The 19276-nt window shown below is 73.0% G+C and carries 18 protein-coding genes; 14 read left to right on the top strand and 4 right to left on the bottom strand.

Going from position 1 to position 19276, the window contains the following annotated elements:
- Positions 1 to 1335, bottom strand: a complete 1335-nt coding sequence (locus AC1DQF_RS12165; RefSeq protein ID WP_477525481.1) for a 3-oxoacyl-ACP reductase — start codon at positions 1333 to 1335, stop codon at positions 1 to 3.
- A gap of 67 nt (positions 1336 to 1402) precedes the next feature.
- Between AC1DQF_RS12165 and AC1DQF_RS12170 the strand changes: the two genes are divergently transcribed.
- A complete protein-coding gene (locus AC1DQF_RS12170) occupies positions 1403 to 2698 on the top strand; it encodes an acetyl-CoA C-acetyltransferase (RefSeq protein ID WP_477525482.1) in 1296 nt (431 codons plus the stop codon).
- Between the two features lie 4 nt (positions 2699 to 2702).
- On the opposite strand, the gene AC1DQF_RS12175 is transcribed toward AC1DQF_RS12170, so the two are convergent.
- Positions 2703 to 3305, bottom strand: a complete 603-nt coding sequence (locus AC1DQF_RS12175; protein WP_477525483.1) for a class I SAM-dependent methyltransferase — start codon at positions 3303 to 3305, stop codon at positions 2703 to 2705.
- 134 nt (positions 3306 to 3439) lie between these two features.
- On the opposite strand from AC1DQF_RS12175, the gene pyrR reads away from it, so the two are divergent.
- From pyrR to AC1DQF_RS12205, 6 genes are read left to right on the top strand one after another with little or no spacing between them, the layout of a single operon-like run.
- Positions 3440 to 3970, top strand: a complete 531-nt coding sequence (gene pyrR / locus AC1DQF_RS12180) for a bifunctional pyr operon transcriptional regulator/uracil phosphoribosyltransferase PyrR (protein ID WP_477525484.1) — start codon at positions 3440 to 3442, stop codon at positions 3968 to 3970.
- Positions 3967 to 4893 (top strand): aspartate carbamoyltransferase catalytic subunit, encoded by a 927-nt coding sequence (locus tag AC1DQF_RS12185; RefSeq protein ID WP_477525485.1) that lies wholly within the window; start codon positions 3967 to 3969, stop codon positions 4891 to 4893. Before pyrR ends, AC1DQF_RS12185 begins: the two co-directional genes overlap by 4 nt.
- On the top strand, positions 4893 to 6173 hold the full coding sequence (locus AC1DQF_RS12190; protein ID WP_477525486.1) for a dihydroorotase: 1281 nt from the start codon (positions 4893 to 4895) through the stop codon (positions 6171 to 6173). Before AC1DQF_RS12185 ends, AC1DQF_RS12190 begins: the two co-directional genes overlap by 1 nt.
- Before the next feature lie 9 nt (positions 6174 to 6182).
- Complete coding sequence (locus AC1DQF_RS12195) at positions 6183 to 6803, top strand: pyridoxamine 5'-phosphate oxidase family protein (RefSeq protein ID WP_477525487.1); 621 nt, start codon at positions 6183 to 6185, stop codon at positions 6801 to 6803.
- A complete protein-coding gene (locus tag AC1DQF_RS12200) occupies positions 6803 to 7216 on the top strand; it encodes a VOC family protein (RefSeq protein WP_477525488.1) in 414 nt (137 codons plus the stop codon). Before AC1DQF_RS12195 ends, AC1DQF_RS12200 begins: the two co-directional genes overlap by 1 nt.
- A gap of 9 nt (positions 7217 to 7225) precedes the next feature.
- Complete coding sequence (locus tag AC1DQF_RS12205; protein WP_477525489.1) at positions 7226 to 7669, top strand: hypothetical protein; 444 nt, start codon at positions 7226 to 7228, stop codon at positions 7667 to 7669.
- A gap of 19 nt (positions 7670 to 7688) precedes the next feature.
- On the opposite strand, the gene AC1DQF_RS12210 is transcribed toward AC1DQF_RS12205, so the two are convergent.
- Positions 7689 to 8786, bottom strand: a complete 1098-nt coding sequence (locus AC1DQF_RS12210; protein WP_477525490.1) for a DNA glycosylase AlkZ-like family protein — start codon at positions 8784 to 8786, stop codon at positions 7689 to 7691.
- A 146-nt stretch (positions 8787 to 8932) separates the two neighbouring features.
- On the opposite strand from AC1DQF_RS12210, the gene AC1DQF_RS12215 reads away from it, so the two are divergent.
- Positions 8933 to 10549 carry an ABC-F family ATP-binding cassette domain-containing protein gene (locus tag AC1DQF_RS12215; RefSeq protein WP_477525491.1) on the top strand — a complete coding sequence of 539 codons (1617 nt, stop codon included), beginning with the start codon at positions 8933 to 8935 and terminating at the stop codon, positions 10547 to 10549.
- Positions 10550 to 10556: 7 nt separating this feature from the next.
- On the opposite strand, the gene AC1DQF_RS12220 is transcribed toward AC1DQF_RS12215, so the two are convergent.
- Positions 10557 to 11210, bottom strand: a complete 654-nt coding sequence (locus AC1DQF_RS12220; RefSeq protein ID WP_477525492.1) for a hypothetical protein — start codon at positions 11208 to 11210, stop codon at positions 10557 to 10559.
- Positions 11211 to 11389: 179 nt separating this feature from the next.
- On the opposite strand from AC1DQF_RS12220, the gene carA reads away from it, so the two are divergent.
- From carA to pyrF, 6 genes are all read left to right on the top strand, one after another.
- Complete coding sequence (carA, locus tag AC1DQF_RS12225; RefSeq protein WP_477525493.1) at positions 11390 to 12523, top strand: glutamine-hydrolyzing carbamoyl-phosphate synthase small subunit; 1134 nt, start codon at positions 11390 to 11392, stop codon at positions 12521 to 12523.
- 1 nt (position 12524) lies between these two features.
- Positions 12525 to 15812: a carbamoyl-phosphate synthase large subunit gene (gene carB, locus AC1DQF_RS12230; RefSeq protein WP_477525494.1), complete on the top strand. Its 3288-nt coding sequence runs from the start codon at positions 12525 to 12527 to the stop codon at positions 15810 to 15812.
- Positions 15812 to 16843 (top strand): quinone-dependent dihydroorotate dehydrogenase, encoded by a 1032-nt coding sequence (locus tag AC1DQF_RS12235; protein ID WP_477525495.1) that lies wholly within the window; start codon positions 15812 to 15814, stop codon positions 16841 to 16843. The genes carB and AC1DQF_RS12235 overlap by 1 nt, the downstream gene beginning before the upstream one ends.
- Positions 16840 to 17646, top strand: a complete 807-nt coding sequence (locus AC1DQF_RS12240) for an iron-sulfur cluster-binding protein (protein ID WP_477525496.1) — start codon at positions 16840 to 16842, stop codon at positions 17644 to 17646. Before AC1DQF_RS12235 ends, AC1DQF_RS12240 begins: the two co-directional genes overlap by 4 nt.
- A gap of 26 nt (positions 17647 to 17672) precedes the next feature.
- Positions 17673 to 18491, top strand: a complete 819-nt coding sequence (locus tag AC1DQF_RS12245) for a tRNA-dihydrouridine synthase (RefSeq protein ID WP_477525497.1) — start codon at positions 17673 to 17675, stop codon at positions 18489 to 18491.
- Positions 18488 to 19276: orotidine-5'-phosphate decarboxylase (gene pyrF / locus AC1DQF_RS12250; protein WP_477525498.1), on the top strand; the 789-nt coding region annotated here is incomplete at its 3' end. The genes AC1DQF_RS12245 and pyrF, both read left to right, overlap by 4 nt.

The raw sequence follows: 19276 nt of genomic DNA on the forward strand, positions 1-19276 counted from the left end.
TCAGGCGCCCAGCATCATCTGGCCACAGACCCGGACCACGTTGCCGTTGACGGCCGTGGAGCCCGGGCTGGCGTACCAGGCGATCGTCTCGGCGACGTCGACCGGAAGGCCGCCCTGGCTCAACGCGTTGAGGCGCTGACCCACCTCGCGGGTGGCGAACGGGACGGCCGCGGTCATCGCGGTGATGATGAAGCCGGGGGCGACGGCGTTGATCGTGATCCCCTTGTCCAGCTCGTCGGCGAGGCTGTCGACGAGGCCGATCACGCCCGCCTTGGACGCGGCGTAGTTGGTCTGGCCGACGTTGCCGGCGATGCCGGCGATGGAGGCCACTCCGACGATCCGGCCGTTGTCGTGGACGACGCCCTCGTCCAGCAGCACCCGGGTGATCCGCTCCGGCGCGGTGAGGTTGACCGCGATCACGCTCTCCCAGCGGTCGGCGGCCATGTTGGCGAGCTTCTTGTCGCGGGTGATCCCGGCATTGTGCACGACCACGTCGACGCCGCCGTGCTCGGTGCGCAGGTGGTACGCGATCCGCTGGGGTGCGTCCTTGGCGGTGATGTCGAGGACGAGGTGGTCGCCGTCCAGCTCGCGCATCAGAGCCTGGAGCTCGCTGGCGGCCTGGGGGACGTCGACGCCGACGACCGTGGCGCCGTCGCGGTGCAGGACCCGGGCAATCTGCTCGCCGATGCCGCGGCTGGCGCCGGTCACCAGCGCGACCTTGCCCGCCAGCGGGCGGGCCAGGTCGGCCACCGGCTCGGCGGTCGTCGAGCCATGGGCGCCGATCCGCACGACCTGTCCCGAGACGTACGCCGACTTGGGGGAGAGCAGGAATCCCAGGGTCGACGCCACGGCGTCCTCGGCTCCCGCGGAGACATGGAGCAGCTGGACGGTGCCGCCGCGTCCGATCTCCTTGCCCAGCGACCGGGTGAAGCCCTCGAGGGCTCGCTGCGCGACGCGCTCGCTCCCGCTGACCGACTCCGGCGTGGTGCCGATGACCACCACGCGCGGACACGTCTCGAGGCGGCGCATCAGCGGGGTGAAGAACTCCTGGAGGGCCACGAGCCCCGAGGCGTCGGTGATGCCGGTGGCGTCGAAGACGAGGCCCTTGAACCTCTCGGTGCCCTCGGTCGAGGTGGTGGAGTCGATGTCCAGTCCCGCGAGCAGGCCGGGGAGCCCGGCGACCAGGCGACCCGAGCCTCCGACCGCGACGGTGCCGACCACGAGCGGGTCGCCCTCGCGGTAGCGCTCGAGCCTGGTCGGGCTGGGCAGGCCGAGATTCTTCACGAGTTGCCTGCCGATGGGGGAGGACACGAAGCCCTGGTAGCGGTCGCTCATGGCGGGAGGTCCTCCGGGGTCGGATGTAACGGATGGTGTAACTCGGCGTCCACCCTAGGATAGGAGCATGAGCTCCTCGACCCGTCGCGTCGCCGTCCTCGGTGGCAACCGCATCCCCTTCGCCCGCTCCAACACCGTCTACGCCGACGTCTCCAACCAGGAGATGCTCACGGCCGCCATCGACGGCCTGGTCACCCGCTACGGGCTGGAGGGCGAGCGGCTCGGCGAGGTCGTGGCCGGCGCGGTCCTCAAGCATGCCCGCGACTTCAACCTGACGCGCGAGTCGGTGCTGGGCTCGAAGCTGTCCGCCGAGACCCCGGCCACGGACATCCAGCAGGCCTGTGGCACCGGCCTGCAGGCGGCGATCCAGGTCGCCGACAAGATCGCCCTCGGCCGGATCGACGTCGGCATCGCGGGCGGCACCGACACCACCTCGGACGCCCCGGTCGCGATCAGCGACAAGCTCCGCAAGAAGCTGATGAGGGTCAACGCCGCCCGGGACACGAAGGGCAAGCTGAGCGCGCTCGGCCAGATCCGCCCCGGTGACATCGGCCTCGAGATCCCGCAGAACGGCGAGCCCCGCACCCGGCTCTCGATGGGCGAGCACGCCGCCCTCACCGCCCTGGAGTGGCGGATCACCCGGGAGGCCCAGGACGAGCTGGCCGCCTCGTCGCACCAGAAGATGGCGGCGGCGTACGACCGCGGCTTCTTCGACGACCAGGTCACGCCGTTCCGCGGTGTCGAGCGCGACAACAACCTGCGCGCGGACTCGACCGTCGAGAAGCTGTCCACGCTCAAGCCCGTCTTCGGCAGGGGCGAGGCCGCCACGATGACCGCAGGGAACAGCACCCCGCTGAGCGACGGGGCCTCCGTCGTGCTCCTCTCGTCCGAGGAGTGGGCCGCCGCGCACGACCTCCCGGTGCTCGCGTGGTTCGTCGACCACGAGACCGCCGCGGTCGACTACGTCAACGGCCACGAGGGCCTGCTGATGGCCCCGGCGTACGCCGTCCCGCGGATGCTCGCGCGCAACGGTCTCTCGCTCCAGGACTTCGACTACTACGAGATCCACGAGGCGTTCGCCTCGCAGGTGCTCTCCACCCTGGCGGCCTGGGAGGACCCGGTGTTCTGCCAGCAGCGCCTCGGCCTCGACGAGCCGCTCGGCGCGATCGACCGCGACAAGCTCAACGTCACCGGCTCCTCGCTCGCCGCGGCGCACCCCTTCGCCGCGACCGGTGGCCGGATCATCAACACCCTGGCCCACATCCTGGACGAGAAGGTGGCGTCCACAGGYGAGGGCGGCCGCGGGCTGATCTCCATCTGCGCCGCCGGGGGACAGGGCGTCGTGGCGATCCTCGAGCGCTGACCGGTCAGCTCTTGCGGAGGTGGTACCAGGTCGGCGAGAGCCGCCCGCGGGCCCGGGACATCCCGTGGTCGTCGGCGGGCTCGACGCCGGTGACCCGCCACCCGGCGAAGGCGGCCTCGACGTCCTCCCGGGTGGCGCCGTGGGAGTGCCGCGAAGGCCCGTGCGGTCCCGTCGTCATGAGCAGGACGGTGGCGTCCGGTGTGGTCAGCTGGGTGATCCCCGCGGCCGCCAGGGCGCGGTCGTCCCGCCCCAGGCTCTCGAAGCAGCCGACGTCGAGGACGAGGGAGAAGCCACCGCCGACGCCCGAGTGGACCAGGTGGCGGACGTCGCCGATGACGAACCGGGTCGCGGCGTCGTTCGAGTGGCGGACGGCGATGTCGACGGCCTGCCGCACGTCGTCGATGCCGACGGCGTCCCAGCCACGCTCGACGAGGCGGCGGGTGCGCTCGCCGGTGCCGCACCCGAGGTCGAGGGCGCGGCCCAGGTGCGGACCACGGTCCTGCTCCTCGCGGTCGAGGAGGAGGTCGAAGGAGGCGCGACTCTCGCGGCCGGCCTTCTTCCACGGAGTGACGCCCCAGCGGTAGGCGGCGTTGAAGCGGAGGCTCATGACGAGCTCCTGACCTGGGACCGGGCACGCGCCGGTTGCCTCGACAGTACGCGAGCCCGGGCTGGTAACGTCTGCGGCGTTCGACATCCTTTAACTGACCGTCCCGTGAGGCGGAGAAGGAGGTCTCGGGCCGCATGGCCGACCCTCGCATCGTGCTGGACTCCGGTGACATCGCCCGGGCCCTGACCCGCATCTCCCACGAGATCCTCGAGCGCAACAAGGGCGCCGCCGACCTCGTCCTCCTCGGCCTCCACACCCGTGGCGTCCCGTTGGCCCGCCGCATCGGCGAGCGCATCGCCAGCGTGGAGGGCACCGCGGTCGCGGTCGGGGAGCTCGACGTGACGATGTACCGCGACGACCTGCGCACGCAGCCGACGCGGCGCTCGCACAAGACCGAGCTCCCGCCCGGCGGCATCGACGGCAAGGTCGTGGTGCTCGTCGACGACGTGCTCTTCTCCGGCCGCACCATCCGGGCCGCCCTCGACGCGCTCGCCGACCTCGGCCGACCCTCGGCGGTGCGCCTCGCCGTGCTGGTCGACCGCGGCCACCGCGAGCTGCCCATCCGAGCCGACCACGTCGGCAAGAACCTCCCCAGTGCCCGCAGCGAGCGTGTCAGCGTGCGGGTGGCCGAGGTCGACGACCTGGACGAGGTGACCATCGCGTGAAGAACCTGCTCTCCATCGACGACCTCTCCGTCGACGCGATCGCGGAGATCTTCGAGACCGCCGCCGACATGCACGACGTGCAGCGCCGCGAGGTCAAGAAGCTGCCCGCACTGCGCGGCCGCACGGTCATCAACATGTTCTTCGAGGACTCGACGCGCACCCGCTCGAGCTTCGAGATCGCCGGCAAGTGGCTCTCGGCCGACGTCATCAACATCTCCGGCAAGGGCTCCAGCGCGTCCAAGGGCGAGAGCCTGCGCGACACCGTCCTCACCGTCTGCGCGATGGGCGTGGACGGTCTGGTGATCCGCCACCCCGCGTCCGGGGCTGCGCACCAGGTCAGCCAGTGGGTCGACGCCGCGGTCATCAACGCCGGCGACGGGATGCACGAGCACCCGACGCAGGCGCTGCTCGACGCCTACACGCTGCAGCGCCGCCTCGGCTCGCTCGAGGGCCGCCACGTCGTGCTGGTGGGCGACCTGACCCACAGCCGGGTCTTCCGCTCCAACGTCCTGTGCCTGACCAAGCTCGGCGCGCGGGTCACCGTGGTCGCGCCCCCCACGCTGATGCCCAGCGGTATCGCCGCGTGGTCGCGTGCGGCCGGCTTCGAGACGTCGTACGACGTGGATGCCGTGCTGCCGGACGCCGACGCGGTGATGATGCTGCGCGTCCAGCGGGAGCGGATGTCGGGCGGCTACTTCCCCAGCGCGCGGGAGTACACGGTCGGCTACGGACTCACCCGCGACCGGCTCGCGACCCTCAAGCCGGACGCCCCCATCTGCCACCCCGGCCCGATGAACCGCGGTCTCGAGATCGCCGCGGACGCCGCGGACGCCGCCCAGTCGGTCGTGCTGGAGCAGGTCTCCAGCGGTCTGGCCGTCCGGATGGCCGTGCTCTACCACCTGCTTGCCGGAGAGGAGTCCTGATGGGCCTGGAACATGGGCTGGTGATCACCGGCGCCTCGCTGCTGGGCGAGAGGACCGGGGACCTGTACGTCGACGCCGCGGGCCTGCTCGTGGACGAGGCGCCCGCGGGTGCCGAGGTCCTCGACGCCGACGGCCTCGTCGCGCTGCCGGGTCTCGTCGACCTGCACACGCACCTGCGCGAGCCCGGTCGCGAGGACGCCGAGACGATCMTCACCGGCTCGCGCGCCGCCGCGGTCGGCGGCTACACGGCCGTGCTGGYGATGGCGAACACCTCGCCGGTCACCGACACGGCCGAGGCAGCCCTGCGCGTCCTCGACCTCGGCCGCGAGGCCGGACTCGTCCATGTCCAGCCCGTCGGTGCCGTCACCCGTGGCCTCGGCGGCGAGGAGCTCGCCGAGCTGGGCCTGATGGCGCGGTCGCGCGCCCGGGTGCGGGTCTTCTCCGACGACGGCACGTGCGTCCACGACGCCCGCGTGATGCGGCGTGCGCTGGAGTACGTCAAGGCGTTCGGTGGCGTGGTCTCCCAGCACGCCCAGGACCCGACGCTCGCGGGCCCCACATCCTGCTGCCACGAGGGCGAGCTGTCCGGCCGCCTCGGCCTGCCCGGGTGGCCCGGGATCGCCGAGGAGGTCATCGTGGCCCGTGACGTGATGCTGGCCCGCCACACCGGCTCGCGCGTCCACATCGCCCACGTGTCCACGGCCGGCTCGGTGGAGGTCCTGCGCTGGGCCAAGGCCCAGGGGATCGACGTCACCGCCGAGGTGACGCCGCACCACCTGCTGCTCACCACCGACCTGCTCACCGGCTACGACCCGACGTACAAGGTCAACCCGCCGCTGCGCCCGCAGGAGGACGTCGACGCGCTCCGCGCCGCACTGGCCGACGGCACCATCGACGCCGTCGCCACCGACCACGCCCCGCACGCCCGCCACGACAAGGAGCACGCGTTCACCGACGCGGCCTTCGGCATGCTCGGGCTGGAGACGGCGCTCGGTGTGGTCCGCACCGCGCTGCCGGACCTCTCCTGGGCACGGATCGGCCAGGTCATGTCGACCACGCCGGCCCGCATCGCCGGACTGGACGACCACGGATCGCTCGCCCTCGGCACCCCGGCGCACGTCACGCTGGTGGACCCGGCGGCGACGGTGACCGTCGACCGCGCCGCCTCGGTCTCGCTGTCGCGCAACAACCCGTGGCACGGTCGCGAGCTCGCCTCCCGGGTCGTGCACACCGTGCACGCCGGACGGCTCACGGTCCGCGACGGGGTGCTGGAGTCCTAGGCTCTCCGCATGGAGATCACCACGCTCGAGCAGCTGGAGGCGATCGTCGGCGAGCCGGGGGAGCGCGCCGCGACCAAGGAGCGCTCGGTGCTCAGCGACATCGACCGGGCCTGGCTGGCGGCCACCCCGTTCTGCGTGCTGGCCACCTCGGACGACGAGGGGCGCTGCGACGCCAGCCCCAAGGGCGACCCGCCGGGCCGGCTCGTCCACGTCGTCGACGACCGCACCATCGCGTTGGCCGAGCGCCCCGGCAACCGGAGGGTCGACGGCTACCGCAACGTCATCGCGAACCCCCAGGTCGGCCTCGACTTCCTCATCCCCGGACGCGGCGACACCCTGCGCATCAACGGCCGGGCCCGGCTGGTCGACGACGCCCCGTTCTTCGACGCGATGTCGGTCCACGAGAAGCGGCCGATCCTGGCCCTGGTCGTGGAGATCGAGACGGTCTTCTTCCACTGCGCGAAGGCGTTCTCGCGCTCCCGGCTGTGGGACCCCGAGTCGTGGGCACCGACCGAGGCCGTGCCGCGGCGGGCCGTCATCGCCGAGCGGCTCGAGCCCGTGGCCGGGCAGTCGCTGGCCGACCTCGACGCCTACTACCGGCCGGAGAACTACGACAAGGGCCTCTACTGATGGCGCACCCGCAGCTGCTGCACACGGTCCTGGACGCGGTCGACGTACGCCGCGAGGCCGAGTTCTGGCGCGAGCTGCTGGGGCTGGTCTACCGGTCCGGGGACGAGGTGCCCGCGGGCGCCGGCGCCGTCGACGACCTGGACTGGCTGGTGCTGACGCGCCCGGGAGGTGGCCGCGTGCTGGCCTTCCAGCAGGTCGCGGAGCAGGCCCGCACCACGTGGCCGAGCCAGCAGGTCCCCATGCAGCTCCACCTCGATCTCACCGTCCCCGGCACCGAGGAGCTGACTGCGCAGCACGACCGAGCCATCGCCCTGGGTGCGACCGTCCTGCTGGACCGCACCGACGACGAGGACGAGCCGCTCTACGTCTTCGCCGACCCCGAGGGCCATCCGTTCTGCATCTTCGTCGCCTGAGGAGGCGCCATGGCCACGCCGTACGACATCCCGCTGGGCAACGGTCAGGGGACCTACGACTTCCGCCTGCTCCCGACCGACGACTTCGAGGGCGGTGGCTCGTCGGTCTCGGTGGCCGAGTCCGCGTCCGGCCGCGCGCTCCTGGTCGCGTACACGTGGACGCACGCCGAGGACGGTCCGCAGGAGGGCACCCTGATGCTCGGGGTCCCGGACGAGGACGGCACGGTCACCGCCGCCTGGGTGGACAGCTGGCACCAGCGCGACGTCGTGCTTCTCACCGGAGTCGGCTCCGGGGTCGGGGCGACGGTCGGCTACGAGTACGCGCCCGGCTGGACGTGGGAGATCTCGGTGCAGGTGCACGAAGGCGCCCTGCAGCTGGTGATGCGCAACGGCGTCCCGAGCGAGGACGGCCCGGCCACGCTGTACGACGTCCTGCGGGGCCGGTGGTCCTGACCACTCGGTCCCTGACCCCTCAGCCCTCCACGACCAGGTCCAGCCAGCGTCCCAGCGACGCGATCTCGTCGTGCACGGCGCTCCGGAGGGCCCGGCTCCACCGGTGGTCCTCGTGGACGGCGTCGACACGCAGCACACCCGCGGCCCGGTCGGCCGTCGCGTCGACCTTGCCGACCAGTGCGTCACCGTGCAGGACCGGGAGCGCCCAGTAGCCGAACCGTCGCTTGGCCGCCGGCTTGTACATCTCGAGCTGGTAGTCGAAGTCGAAGATCTCCTCCATCCGCCTGCGGTCGAAGACCAGCCGGTCGAGCGGGGAGAGCAGTGCGGTCCGGCCCGCGAAGTCGTCGAGGTCCTCGAGGTACGCCGGGTCGACCCGCCACGTGCGGCGCAGGCCCTCGATCGTGGCCTCCTCCCCGGCGGGGCCGACGTCGTTGGGCTCGCCGGGGGAGACCGTGGCGCGGAGCCGGGCGATGCCCAGGGCCCGCAGCCGCCGCTCGCCGCGGATCCGGAACGCCTCCTCCAGCGGCACCTCCGGATCGTCCGGGTAGACCCGCTCGGCGAGGTCCCAGAGCTTGTCGCGACCCTCGGTGCCGGCGACCGCCACCTCGCCGCGCTGGACCATCATGTCGAGCAGGCGTCGCACGTTGCGGTCGTCGTTCCACCCGCTCGAGCGCCACGGGACCAGCGTCGTGTCCGGCAGCTCGCGCGCCGTGCACGGCCCCTCGTCGTGCAGCTGGGCGAGGATGTCGCGCCTCGTGTCGTCGTTGGCCTCCACCCAGCCGCGGAGGTCGACCTGCCAGTCCTTGAGGTCGCCCGTGCCCGGCCAGACGGCCATCTCGGCGCGGTAGAGCGCGAGGTCCTCCGCCGGTCGGAGCATGGAGTGGAGCTCGACAAGGGACCCGTCGGCCACCAGGTCCTCGAGCACCGACGTCCGGTGGGCCGCCCCCAGGCGCGACCACGCCACCACGTGGGCGCTCGGGGCCACCGCCGCGGTCGGCTCCACCTGCAGCAGGGTGAGGTGCCGGACCACCTCGAGCAGGTCGGTCGGCCGGTCGGCGTCGAGGAGCTGGGCGCGGACGGCGATCCGCCGCGCCTGCTCGCGGGTGAGGTGGTGCACGCACCGACGATAAGGGCGCGACAGGACGAGCCGCGTCCGGATACGCTCGCCCCATCATGTGGATCCCGGCCTGACCTGACTCGCGCCCGCGGCCGACCTCCTCCGAGGTGCCCGGCGAGTCACCGCACTCCCGCGAAGGCCCGCCCATGTCTGCACTCCAGCCCCTCGTCGTCCGCGATCTCTCCGTGTCGTACGGCGCGCGCCCCGTACTGACCGCCATCGACCTGCTCGCCCAGCCCGGCCGCCGCATCGGCCTGGTCGGGGAGAACGGCGTCGGCAAGTCGACCCTGCTGCGAGCCGTGGCCGGCCGGCTGCCGGCCACCGCCACCGTGGCCGGCACACTCGAGCGACCCGACGACCTCGTCACGCTCGGCCAGGAGCCTCCCTTCTCCGACGACGCCTCGGTCGCCGACGTGCTGGCCCGGACGCTGGCTCCGCTGCGGCGCGCGGTGGCCGACGTCGAGCGGCTCGCCGCCGCGTTGGACGACCCGGCCGTCGACCCGCACGAGTCCGCAGCGGCCTACGACCGGGCCCTGGAGTGGGCCCTGGCCCACGACGCCTGGGACGCCGACCGGCGCGCGGAGCTCGCCGCCGCACGGCTGGGCCTCGACGCGGTCGACCCCGGGCGGCGGATCGGGTCGCTCTCGGGCGGCCAGCGCACCCGGCTGGCCCTCGCCACGATCATGACGACCCGGCCGACCTGCCTGCTGCTCGACGAGCCCACCAACCACCTCGACGACGCGGCCCTCGAGGTGCTGAGCGGCTTCCTGGTCGACCTGCCGGGGGTGGTGCTCTTCGCGAGCCACGACCGGGTCTTCCTCGACGACGTCGCCACCGACCTGGTGGACCTCGACCCGAGCGCCTTCGGCACCGACGGTGAGGGGGGTCGCCGCTTCGGGGGTGGATGGAGCGCCTACGAGGAGCACCGGCGCGACGCCCGGCGCCGGTGGGAGGAGGCCTACGCCGCCCAGCAGGAGGAGCTGGACGCGTTGCGGGCCGCGACCCGGATCGGGACCGGTGCCATCGCCCACAACCGGGGGCCGACCGACAACGACAAGTTCATCCGCGCCTTCAAGGGGTCGCGGGTCGACCGCACCCTGTCCCGCCGGAAGGCGGACGCCGGCCGGCGGCTCGAGGTCGCCGAGCGCGACCAGGTCCGCAAGCCGCCCGCGCCGCTGCGATTCGGTGGCCGGCTGGCGGACACCGGGACGTCCGGGAGGCTGGTGCTGGTCCGCGACCTCGCCGTCGACGGCCGGCTGCGGCTGGACCGCCTCGACGTCCACGCCGGCGAGCACGTGCTGGTGAGCGGGGGCAACGGGGCCGGGAAGTCGACGCTGCTGGGAGTGCTGGCCGGCCGGGTCGCCCCCGACCGGGGCACCGTCCAGGTGGGTGCCCGCCGGGTGGCCGAGCTGGCGCAGGACGTCGTGTTCGCCGAGATGGGTCGCAGCGCCCACGCGACGTACGACGCGCTGACGCACGACGAGGCCCCGCCCCTGCGGGAGCTGGGCCTGCTCCACCCGCGCGACCACCAGCGACCGGTCGGGGCGCTGTCGGTGGGCCAGAGAAGGCGACTCGGGCTGGCGGTCGCCGTGGCGACCGGACCGGACCTGTTGCTGCTCGACGAGCCGACCAACCACGTCTCACTGGCTCTGGCCGGTGAGCTCGAGGAGGCCATCGGCACCACCGCAGGGACGGTGGTCGTGGCCAGCCACGACCGGTGGCTGCGGCGCCGGTGGCAGGGGAGCGGGCTCGTGCTGGCGTGAGCGGGCGTCAGTGCCTCGGGACCCGCACCACGTTGCCGGTGCCGGTGACCCGCATCCGGGGTCGGCTGCGGGTGACCTCCACGGTGTTGCCGTCCCCACGCACCCGGAGCCGGTCGAGGCGTCGGTGGGTGACGGTGTTGGCGTCCCCGACGACCCTCGTGGTGAAGCCGCGGCGGGCGGCCACCGCGTTGCCCGACCCGCGGACCACCACGTCGTGGACGCGATCGGCGGTGACCGAGGCGCCGGCGGCGGTGATGCGCACCTGCTCGACGAGGCCGGGGGAGGTGACGGCGGTCCGCGGCCCGGAGACCAGCAGGGTCGCCACCGAGGTGGCGTCCACGCGGTTGTCGGCGCCGGCCACGACGACCTCGCCCTGCGACTTCGCCGTCACCCGGCTCCGCTCGCCCGTGACGAACAGGTGCGTCGCGGTCGGCATGGTCACGACCGCGTCGTCGGCGGTGACCCGCACGGTGCCGCACACGCCCTCGAGCACGTACGTCGTGTCGTCGTAGGCCAGGACCACGCCGTCCTCACCCTCCGTCGCGCAGTTGACGGGAATGGTCAGCCCGGCCTGGGCCGGGACAACCGTGCCCAGCGCGCCGAGGCTCGCGGCGAGCAGGGCGCCGGTCGCCAGGGCGGCGCGGGCAGCAGTGCGGGTCATGAGGGCTCCGTGGGTCCGGGGGTGACATACCGTCGGTATGGACCCACCCTGCCCGGCCCGGCACCGGATCACCCGCACCGCGGTGCGTGGTCTCGGACACACGCCCGTCGCTGGTAGGGTCACCGTCGCAGAAACATCCTTTAACGATCCGTCCTGTGAGGCGGAGAAGGAGGTCGGCGTTGCCTGCACGCGCGCCCGCACTGCTCGTCCTCGAGGACGGGCGCACCTTCCGAGGCGATGCCTTCGGAGCCGAGGGTGAGACCTTCGGTGAGGCGGTGTTCTCCACCGGCATGACCGGCTACCAGGAGACCCTCACCGACCCGAGCTACCACCGCCAGGTGGTCGTGATGACCGCCCCCCACGTCGGCAACACCGGCATGAACGACGAGGACCCCGAGTCCTCGCGCATCTGGGTCGCCGGCTACGTCGTCCGCGATCCCGCCCGGGTCACCAGCAGCTGGCGCTCGCAGCGCACGCTCGACGACTCGCTGCGCGAGCAGGGCGTCGTCGGCATCGCCGGCGTCGACACCCGGGCGCTGACCCGCCACCTGCGCGAGCGCGGGGCGATGCGGGTCGGCATCTCCACCACCGAGACCGACCCTGCCGCCCTGCTGGAGCGGGTGCGCGGATCGGCCGAGATGCGGGGAGCCAACCTCAGCGAGGCCGTCTCCACGCAGGAGGCGTACGTCGTCCCCGCCGTCGGCGAGAAGCTCTTCACGGTGGCCGCCGTCGACCTGGGCATCAAGGCCAACACCCCGCGGATGATGAGCGAGCGCGGCATCGAGGTCCACGTGCTGCCCGCCACCGCGAGCATCGAGGAGGTGGTCGCGACCGGCGCCGACGGGCTGTTCTTCTCCAACGGCCCCGGTGACCCCGCGGCCACCACCGCGCAGGTCGAGCTGCTGCAGGCGTCCCTCGACCGGGGGCTGCCCTACTTCGGGATCTGCTTCGGCAACCAGCTCTTCGGCCGCGCCCTGGGCTTCGGCACCTACAAGCTCACCTACGGCCACCGCGGGATCAACCAGCCGGTGATGGACCGCACGACCGGCAAGGTCGAGGTGACCGCGCACAACCACGGCTTCGCCGTCGACGCGCCGCTCGAGGGCAGCACCACCACGCCGTACGGCGAGGCGACGGTCAGCCACGTGTGCCTCAACGACGACGTGGTCGAGGGCCTCGAGCTGCGCTCGCCCGACGGCGACCTGCTCAGCTTCTCGGTGCAGTACCACCCGGAGGCGGCGGCGGGCCCGCACGACGCGGCCTACCTCTTCGACAGGTTCGTCGATCTCATGCGCGAGCGGAAGGAGGCCTGAGGTGCCGAAGCGCGAGGACATCAAGAGCGTGATGGTCATCGGCTCCGGGCCGATCATCATCGGCCAGGCGTGCGAGTTCGACTACTCCGGCACCCAGGCGTGCCGGGTGCTCAAGGAGGAGGGCCTGCGGGTCATCCTGGTCAACTCCAACCCGGCCACGATCATGACCGACCCCGAGTTCGCCGATGCGACGTACATCGAGCCGATCACGGCCGAGTACGTCGAGAAGGTCATCGCCCAGGAGCGTCCCGACGCCCTGCTCGCGACCCTCGGCGGACAGACCGCGCTCAACTGCGCGATGGCGCTGGACGAGCAGGGCGTGCTGGAGAAGTACGGCGTCGAGCTCATCGGCGCCAGCATCGAGGCGATCGACCGCGGCGAGAACCGCGAGGTCTTCAAGAAGATCGTCGCCGAGCTGGGCGGCGAGAGCGCCCGCTCGGTCATCTGCCACTCGATGGACGACCTGGTCGCGGCCGCCGACGACCTCGGCTACCCGATGGTGGTCCGCCCGTCGTTCACCATGGGCGGCACCGGCTCCGGGATGGCGTACGACGAGAAGGACCTGCGCCGCATCGGCGGCGCCGGCCTCGCGGCCAGTCCGACCACCGAGGTGCTCCTCGAGGAGTCCATCCTCGGCTGGAAGGAGTACGAGCTCGAGGTCATGCGTGACACCGCCGACAACGTGGTGATCATCTGCTCGATCGAGAACCTCGACCCGATGGGCGTGCACACCGGCGACTCGATCACCGTCGCGCCGGCCCTCACCCTCACCGACCGCGAGTACCAGAAGATGCGCGACCTGGCGATCGCCATCATCCGCGCGGTCGGCGTCGACACCGGCGGCTGCAACATCCAGTACGCCGTCAACCCCGAGGACGGTCGCCTGATCGTCATCGAGATGAACCCCCGCGTCTCCCGCTCCAGCGCGCTCGCCTCCAAGGCCACCGGCTTCCCGATCGCCAAGATCGCCGCCAAGGTGGCCATCGGCTACACGCTCGACGAGATCCGCAACGACATCACCCGCGAGACCCCGGCGTCCTTCGAGCCCACGCTCGACTACGTCGTGGTCAAGGTGCCCCGGTTCGCGTTCGAGAAGTTCCCCGGCGCCGACACCACGCTGACGACCCACATGAAGAGCGTCGGCGAGGCGATGGCCATCGGCCGCAACTTCACCGAGGCCCTCCAGAAGGCACTGCGCTCGCTGGAGAGCAAGGGCGCGGTCTTCGACTTCGCCGCGCCGGTCGGCGACGTCGCGGAGCTCCTCGAGACGTCCCGACGGCCCACCGACGGCCGGCTGCGCACCGTCATGGATGCGATCCGCGCCGGCGCGACGCCCGAGCAGGTCTTCGAGCACACCGCGATCGACCCGTGGTTCGTCGACCAGCTCTTCCTCATCAAGGAGGTCGCCGACGAGGTCGCCGCCGCCCCCAAGCTCGACGTGGAGACGTTGCGCCTCGCCAAGCGGCACGGCTTCTCCGACGCCCAGGTGGCCGCGATCCGCGGGATGCGCGAGGACGTCGTCCGCGGCGTCCGCCAGGCGCTCGGCCTGCGGCCGGTCTACAAGACGGTGGACACCTGCGCCGCCGAGTTCGCGGCCACCACGCCGTACCACTACTCGTCGTACGACGAGGAGACCGAGGTGGTGCCCCGCGRGCGCGAGGCGGTCATCATCCTGGGCAGCGGCCCCAACCGGATCGGCCAGGGCATCGAGTTCGACTACTCGTGCGTGCACGCGTCCCTCGCGCTGAGCGAGGCCGGCTACGACACGATCATGGTCAACTGCAACCCCGAGACGGTCTCCACCGACTACGACACGTCCGACCGGCTGTACTTCGAGCCGCTGACGCTCGAGGACGTCCTGGAGATCGTCCACGCCGAGGAGCAGGCCGGCCCGATCGCGGGAGTCATCTGCCAGCTCGGCGGCCAGACGCCGCTCGGCCTCGCTCAGGGCCTCGCCGACGCCGGCGTCAAGATCGTCGGGACCGCGCCGGAGGCGATCCACCTCGCCGAGGAGCGCGGCGCCTTCGGCAAGGTGCTCTCCGATGCCGGCCTGCCGGCGCCCAAGCACGGTATGGCCGTGACCTTCGCGGACGCCAAGCGGATCGCCGACGACATCGGCTACCCGGTGCTGGTGCGCCCGTCGTACGTCCTGGGCGGCCGTGGCATGGAGATCGTCTACGACGACGACCGGCTCCGCGCCTACATCGACGCGGCGACCGAGATCAGTCCCGAGCACCCCGTGCTCGTCGACCGCTTCATCGACGACGCGGTCGAGATCGACGTCGACGCGCTCTACGACGGCCACGAGCTGTTCCTCGGCGGCGTGATGGAGCACATCGAGGAGGCCGGCATCCACAGCGGCGACTCGTCGTGCGCCCTGCCGCCGATCACCCTGGGGGAGGGCGAGATCGACCGGATCCGGCACGCCACCGAGGCGATCGCGCGGGGCGTCGGGGTCCGCGGGCTCATCAACATCCAGTTCGCGCTGAGCTCCGACGTCCTCTACGTCCTCGAGGCCAACCCGCGCGCCAGCCGCACGGTCCCGTTCGTCTCCAAGGCGACCGCGACCCCGCTGGCCAAGGCCGCGGCCCGGGTCATGCTCGGCGAGACCATCGCCGACCTGCGGACCGCCGGCCTGCTGCCCGAGCAGGACGGGGGTCGCCTGCCCGCCGACGCGCCCATCGCGGTCAAGGAGGCGGTGATGCCGTTCAACCGGTTCAAGACGGTCGACGGCCGCAACGTCGACACCGTCCTGGGCCCGGAGATGAAGTCGACCGGCGAGGTGATGGGCTTCGACGCCGACTTCGGCACCGCCTTCGCCAAGGCCCAGGCGGCGGCCTACGGCTCGCTGCCCACGACCGGCCGGATCTTCGTGTCGGTCGCCAACCGCGACAAGCGCAACATGATCTTCCCGATCAAGGTGCTGGCCGACCGGGGCTTCGAGATCCTGGCCACCAAGGGCACCGCGGAGGTGCTGCGCCGCAACGGCGTCAGCGTCACCGTGGTGCGCAAGCACCACGAGGGCGAGGGGCCGGAGGGCCAGAAGACCACCGTCCAGCTCATCCGCGACGGCGACATCGACCTGGTCATCAACACCCCCTACTCGACGGGCGGCTCCGCGCGACTCGACGGCTACGAGATCCGTACGGCGGCGGTGCTCGCCGACATCCCCTGCATCACCACGGTGCAGGGGCTCGGGGCCGCGGTGCAGGGCATCGAGGCGATGACCGCCGGGGAGATCGGTGTCCGCAGCCTGCAGGACTGGCAGCGGGGGAGGACCGCGCGCTGATGGGTCGCCCCTACCGGTTGCTCTTCGACCACGTCCTGACCCGGGCCGACCCGGAGCGCGCCCACCACGCGGCGTTCCGGGCGATCCGGGCGGCGGCCCCGGCGACCCGTCGGGCGCCGGCGGTCGCTGGGGAGCCGGTCGAGGCGATGGGTCTCCACTTCCCGCACGCGTTCGGACTGGCGGCCGGCTTCGACAAGAACGGCGTCGGCATCGACGCGCTCGGGGCCCTCGGCTTCGGCCACGTCGAGATCGGGACGGTGACCGGGGAGCCCCAGCCGGGCAACCCGCGCCCGCGGCTCTTCCGGCTGCCGCAGGACCGTGCGGTCGTCAACCGGATGGGCTTCAACAACGACGGCGCCGAGGCGGTCGCCGGCCGGCTGGCCCGCCGGGGCCGTCCCGAGGGCGGCCCGGTGCTGGGCATCAACATCGGCAAGACCAAGGTGGTCCCGGCCGAGCACGCGATCGCGGACTACGAGAAGTCCACCGGCCTCCTGGCGCCCCACGCCGACTACCTCGTCGTCAACGTCAGCTCGCCCAACACCCCGGGCCTCCGGGACCTCCAGGCCGTCGAGGTCCTCGAGCCGCTGCTGACCGCCGTACGCCGTCGCGCCGACCAGGTCCGCCCGGACGACCGGGTGCCTCTGGTCGTCAAGATCGCCCCCGACCTCGACGACGACGACGTGCTCGCCGTGGCCGACCTGGCGGTCGCCATCGGGCTCGACGGACTCATCGCCACCAACACCACCATCAGCCGCGACGGGCTGCGCACGGATCCCGCGACCGTCGAGGCGATCGGTGCCGGCGGACTGAGCGGCGTCCCGCTCCGCGAGCGGGCGGGCGAGGTGTTGCGGATGGTGCGGCAGCGGGTCGGGCCCGACCTGGCCCTGATCGGGGTCGGTGGCATCACCACGGCCGCCGACGCTCGCGCGCGCCTCGACGCCGGGGCGGACCTGGTCCAGGGCTACACCGCCTTCGTCTACGAGGGCGCCCTGTGGCCGCGCACCCTCGTCGCGGGGCTGTCCTCGGCATGACGTCACCGATCCACGTCGTCGGCGAGGTGCTGGCGACCAAGCGGGCCGGCGCCTACCGCCACCTGACCATCGCGGCCCCCGGGATCCCTGAGCGCTTCCGGGCCGGCAACTTCGTGGCGGTCAGCGTCGGCGACGACCGGCTGGCCCGCCGACCGCTGTGGATCCACCGGGTGAAGGAGACCGGCGCCTACGGCCCCACCCTCGACGTGGTGGTCGAGCCCCGCGGCCCCGGCAGCACCCGGCTCGCCGAGCTCCCGGTCGGCGCGCACCTCCCGGTCACCGGACCCCTCGGCCGGCCCTTCGCGCTGCCCCGTGAGCCCGTGTCGTGCGTCCTGGTGGGTGAGGGGTACGCCGCCGCCCCGCTCTTCCCGCTGGCCGCCCGGCTGCGTGAGCGCGGCTGCCCGGTCACGCTCGTCCTCGCGGCCGACGACGAGGCCCACCTGCTCTCCGCCCTCGAGGCGCGCCGCAGCGCCCGCTCGGTCAGCGTGGTCACCCGCGACGGGTCGGTGGGCGCGCGCGGCGACGTGCCGTCCCTGCTCGACGAGGTCCTCGAGCGCGCCGATGCCGACGTCGTCTACGCCGCCGGCCCGACGTCCACCCTCGCCGCCGTCGCGGCGGGCGCCGAACGCCGGGGGGCGTGGAGCCAGGTCGCGCTGGAGACCCCGATGGCCTGCGGCACCGGACTGTGCCAGGGGTGCCCGGTCCCGGTGGTCGCCGAGGACGGGGTGACCCGCCGGGTGCGCGCCTGCGTCGACGGGCCCGTCATCCGCGGCGACCGCGTGCACTGGGGTGAGCTCGGGTGAGGCCGGCTATCCCGTGGGGGAGGGTCATGGTCGCCAGCGGCTGCGGCGGCACGGGCCGCGAGCTGGCGCCGTACGCCGACCTCGAGGGCCTCGACTTCGTCACCCGGTCGATCACCCTCGACGCCCGCCCGGGTGGGCCGGCGCCGCGGATGGCCGAGACCGCCAGCGGTCTCGTGCACGCCGTCGGCCACCAGAACCCCGGCCTCGAGCACTTCCTGGCCACCGAGCTGCCCTGGCTGGTGCGCGCCGGGGCCCGCGTGCACGTGTCGATCGTCGGCCGGGCCATCGGTGAGTACGCCGAGCTGGCCCGGCGGCTGTCCCGCGCCCCCGGCGTCGCCGGCCTCGAGGTCAACCTCGGTGCCCCCGACCAGGCCGRGGAGGGCCTCTTCGAGGTGCGCGAGCCCTACCACGCGGCCAGCGTGGTCGCCGCGGTGCGCCGCGAGTTCCCCGCCGACCGCCCGGTGCTGGCCAAGCTGCGTCCCGACCTGTCGCGTGCGGTCGAGGGAGCCCGGGCCGTGCACGACGCCGGGGCCAGCGCCGTCGTGCTCGGYGACGCCGTCCCCGCGGCCCTGCCCGACGGCCGCCCCGCCGGTCTGTCCGGGCCGGCGATCACGCCCGTCGCCCTGCGCTGCGTGCACGAGGTGAGCACGCTGCTTCCGGGCGTCACCGTCGTGGGCGGCGGTGGCGTCGACGGGCCGGACACCGCACGTGCCTTCCTCGCCGCCGGTGCCGTGGCCGTCCAGGTCGGCACTGCGCTCCTCCACGATCCCACGACGGTGGCCCGGATCCGCGCCGCCCTCGACGACGACCTCGACGCCGACCACCCCGAGAGGACCCACCGATGACCGAGCACTTCGGCGCCCGCCTGCACGCCGCCATGCAGGAGCGTGGCCGCTTCTGCGTCGGCATCGACCCCCACGTCTCGCTGCTGCACGACTGGGGCCTCTCGGACGACGTGGCCGGCCTGGAGGCCTTCGCCCGGACGGTCGTGGAGGCGGTCGCCCCCGAGGTGAGCGTGGTCAAGCCACAGAGCGCCTTCTTCGAGCGGTTCGGCAGCCGCGGCGTGGCCGTCCTGGAGCGGGTCATCGCCGACTCCCGCGCGGCCGGTGCCCTGGTGCTCCTGGACGTCAAGCGCGGGGACATCGGCTCGACCAGCCAGGCGTACGCCGACGCCTACCTCGACCCCGCCTCGCCGCTGGCCTCCGACGCGATCACGGCCAGCCCCTACCTCGGGTTCGGCTCGCTGGACCCCATGGTCACCACCGCCCGGCGGCACGGCGCCGGGGTGTTCGTCCTCGCCCTGACCTCCAACGAGGAGGGCCCCGAGGTGCAGCACGCCGCCACCGGTCGTCCCGGTGAGCAGGCCACCGTCGCCGGCACCGTGCTGGGCCACCTCCGCACGCGCAACGAGGGGCTCACGCCGATGGGCGACCTCGGGGCCGTCATCGGCGCCACCATCGGCGACAGTGCCGAGGACCTCGACTTCAACGGACCGGTCCTGGCGCCGGGGTTCGGTGCCCAGGGCGGCACGGTCGAGGACCTGCGCAGGATCTTCGGCCCGGTCGCCCGCCACGTCCTGCCGAGCTCGTCGCGCGAGGTGCTCGCCGCCGGGCCCGACCCGACGGCGCTG

The organism is Nocardioides sp. P4_G4 (genome assembly GCF_056401085.1).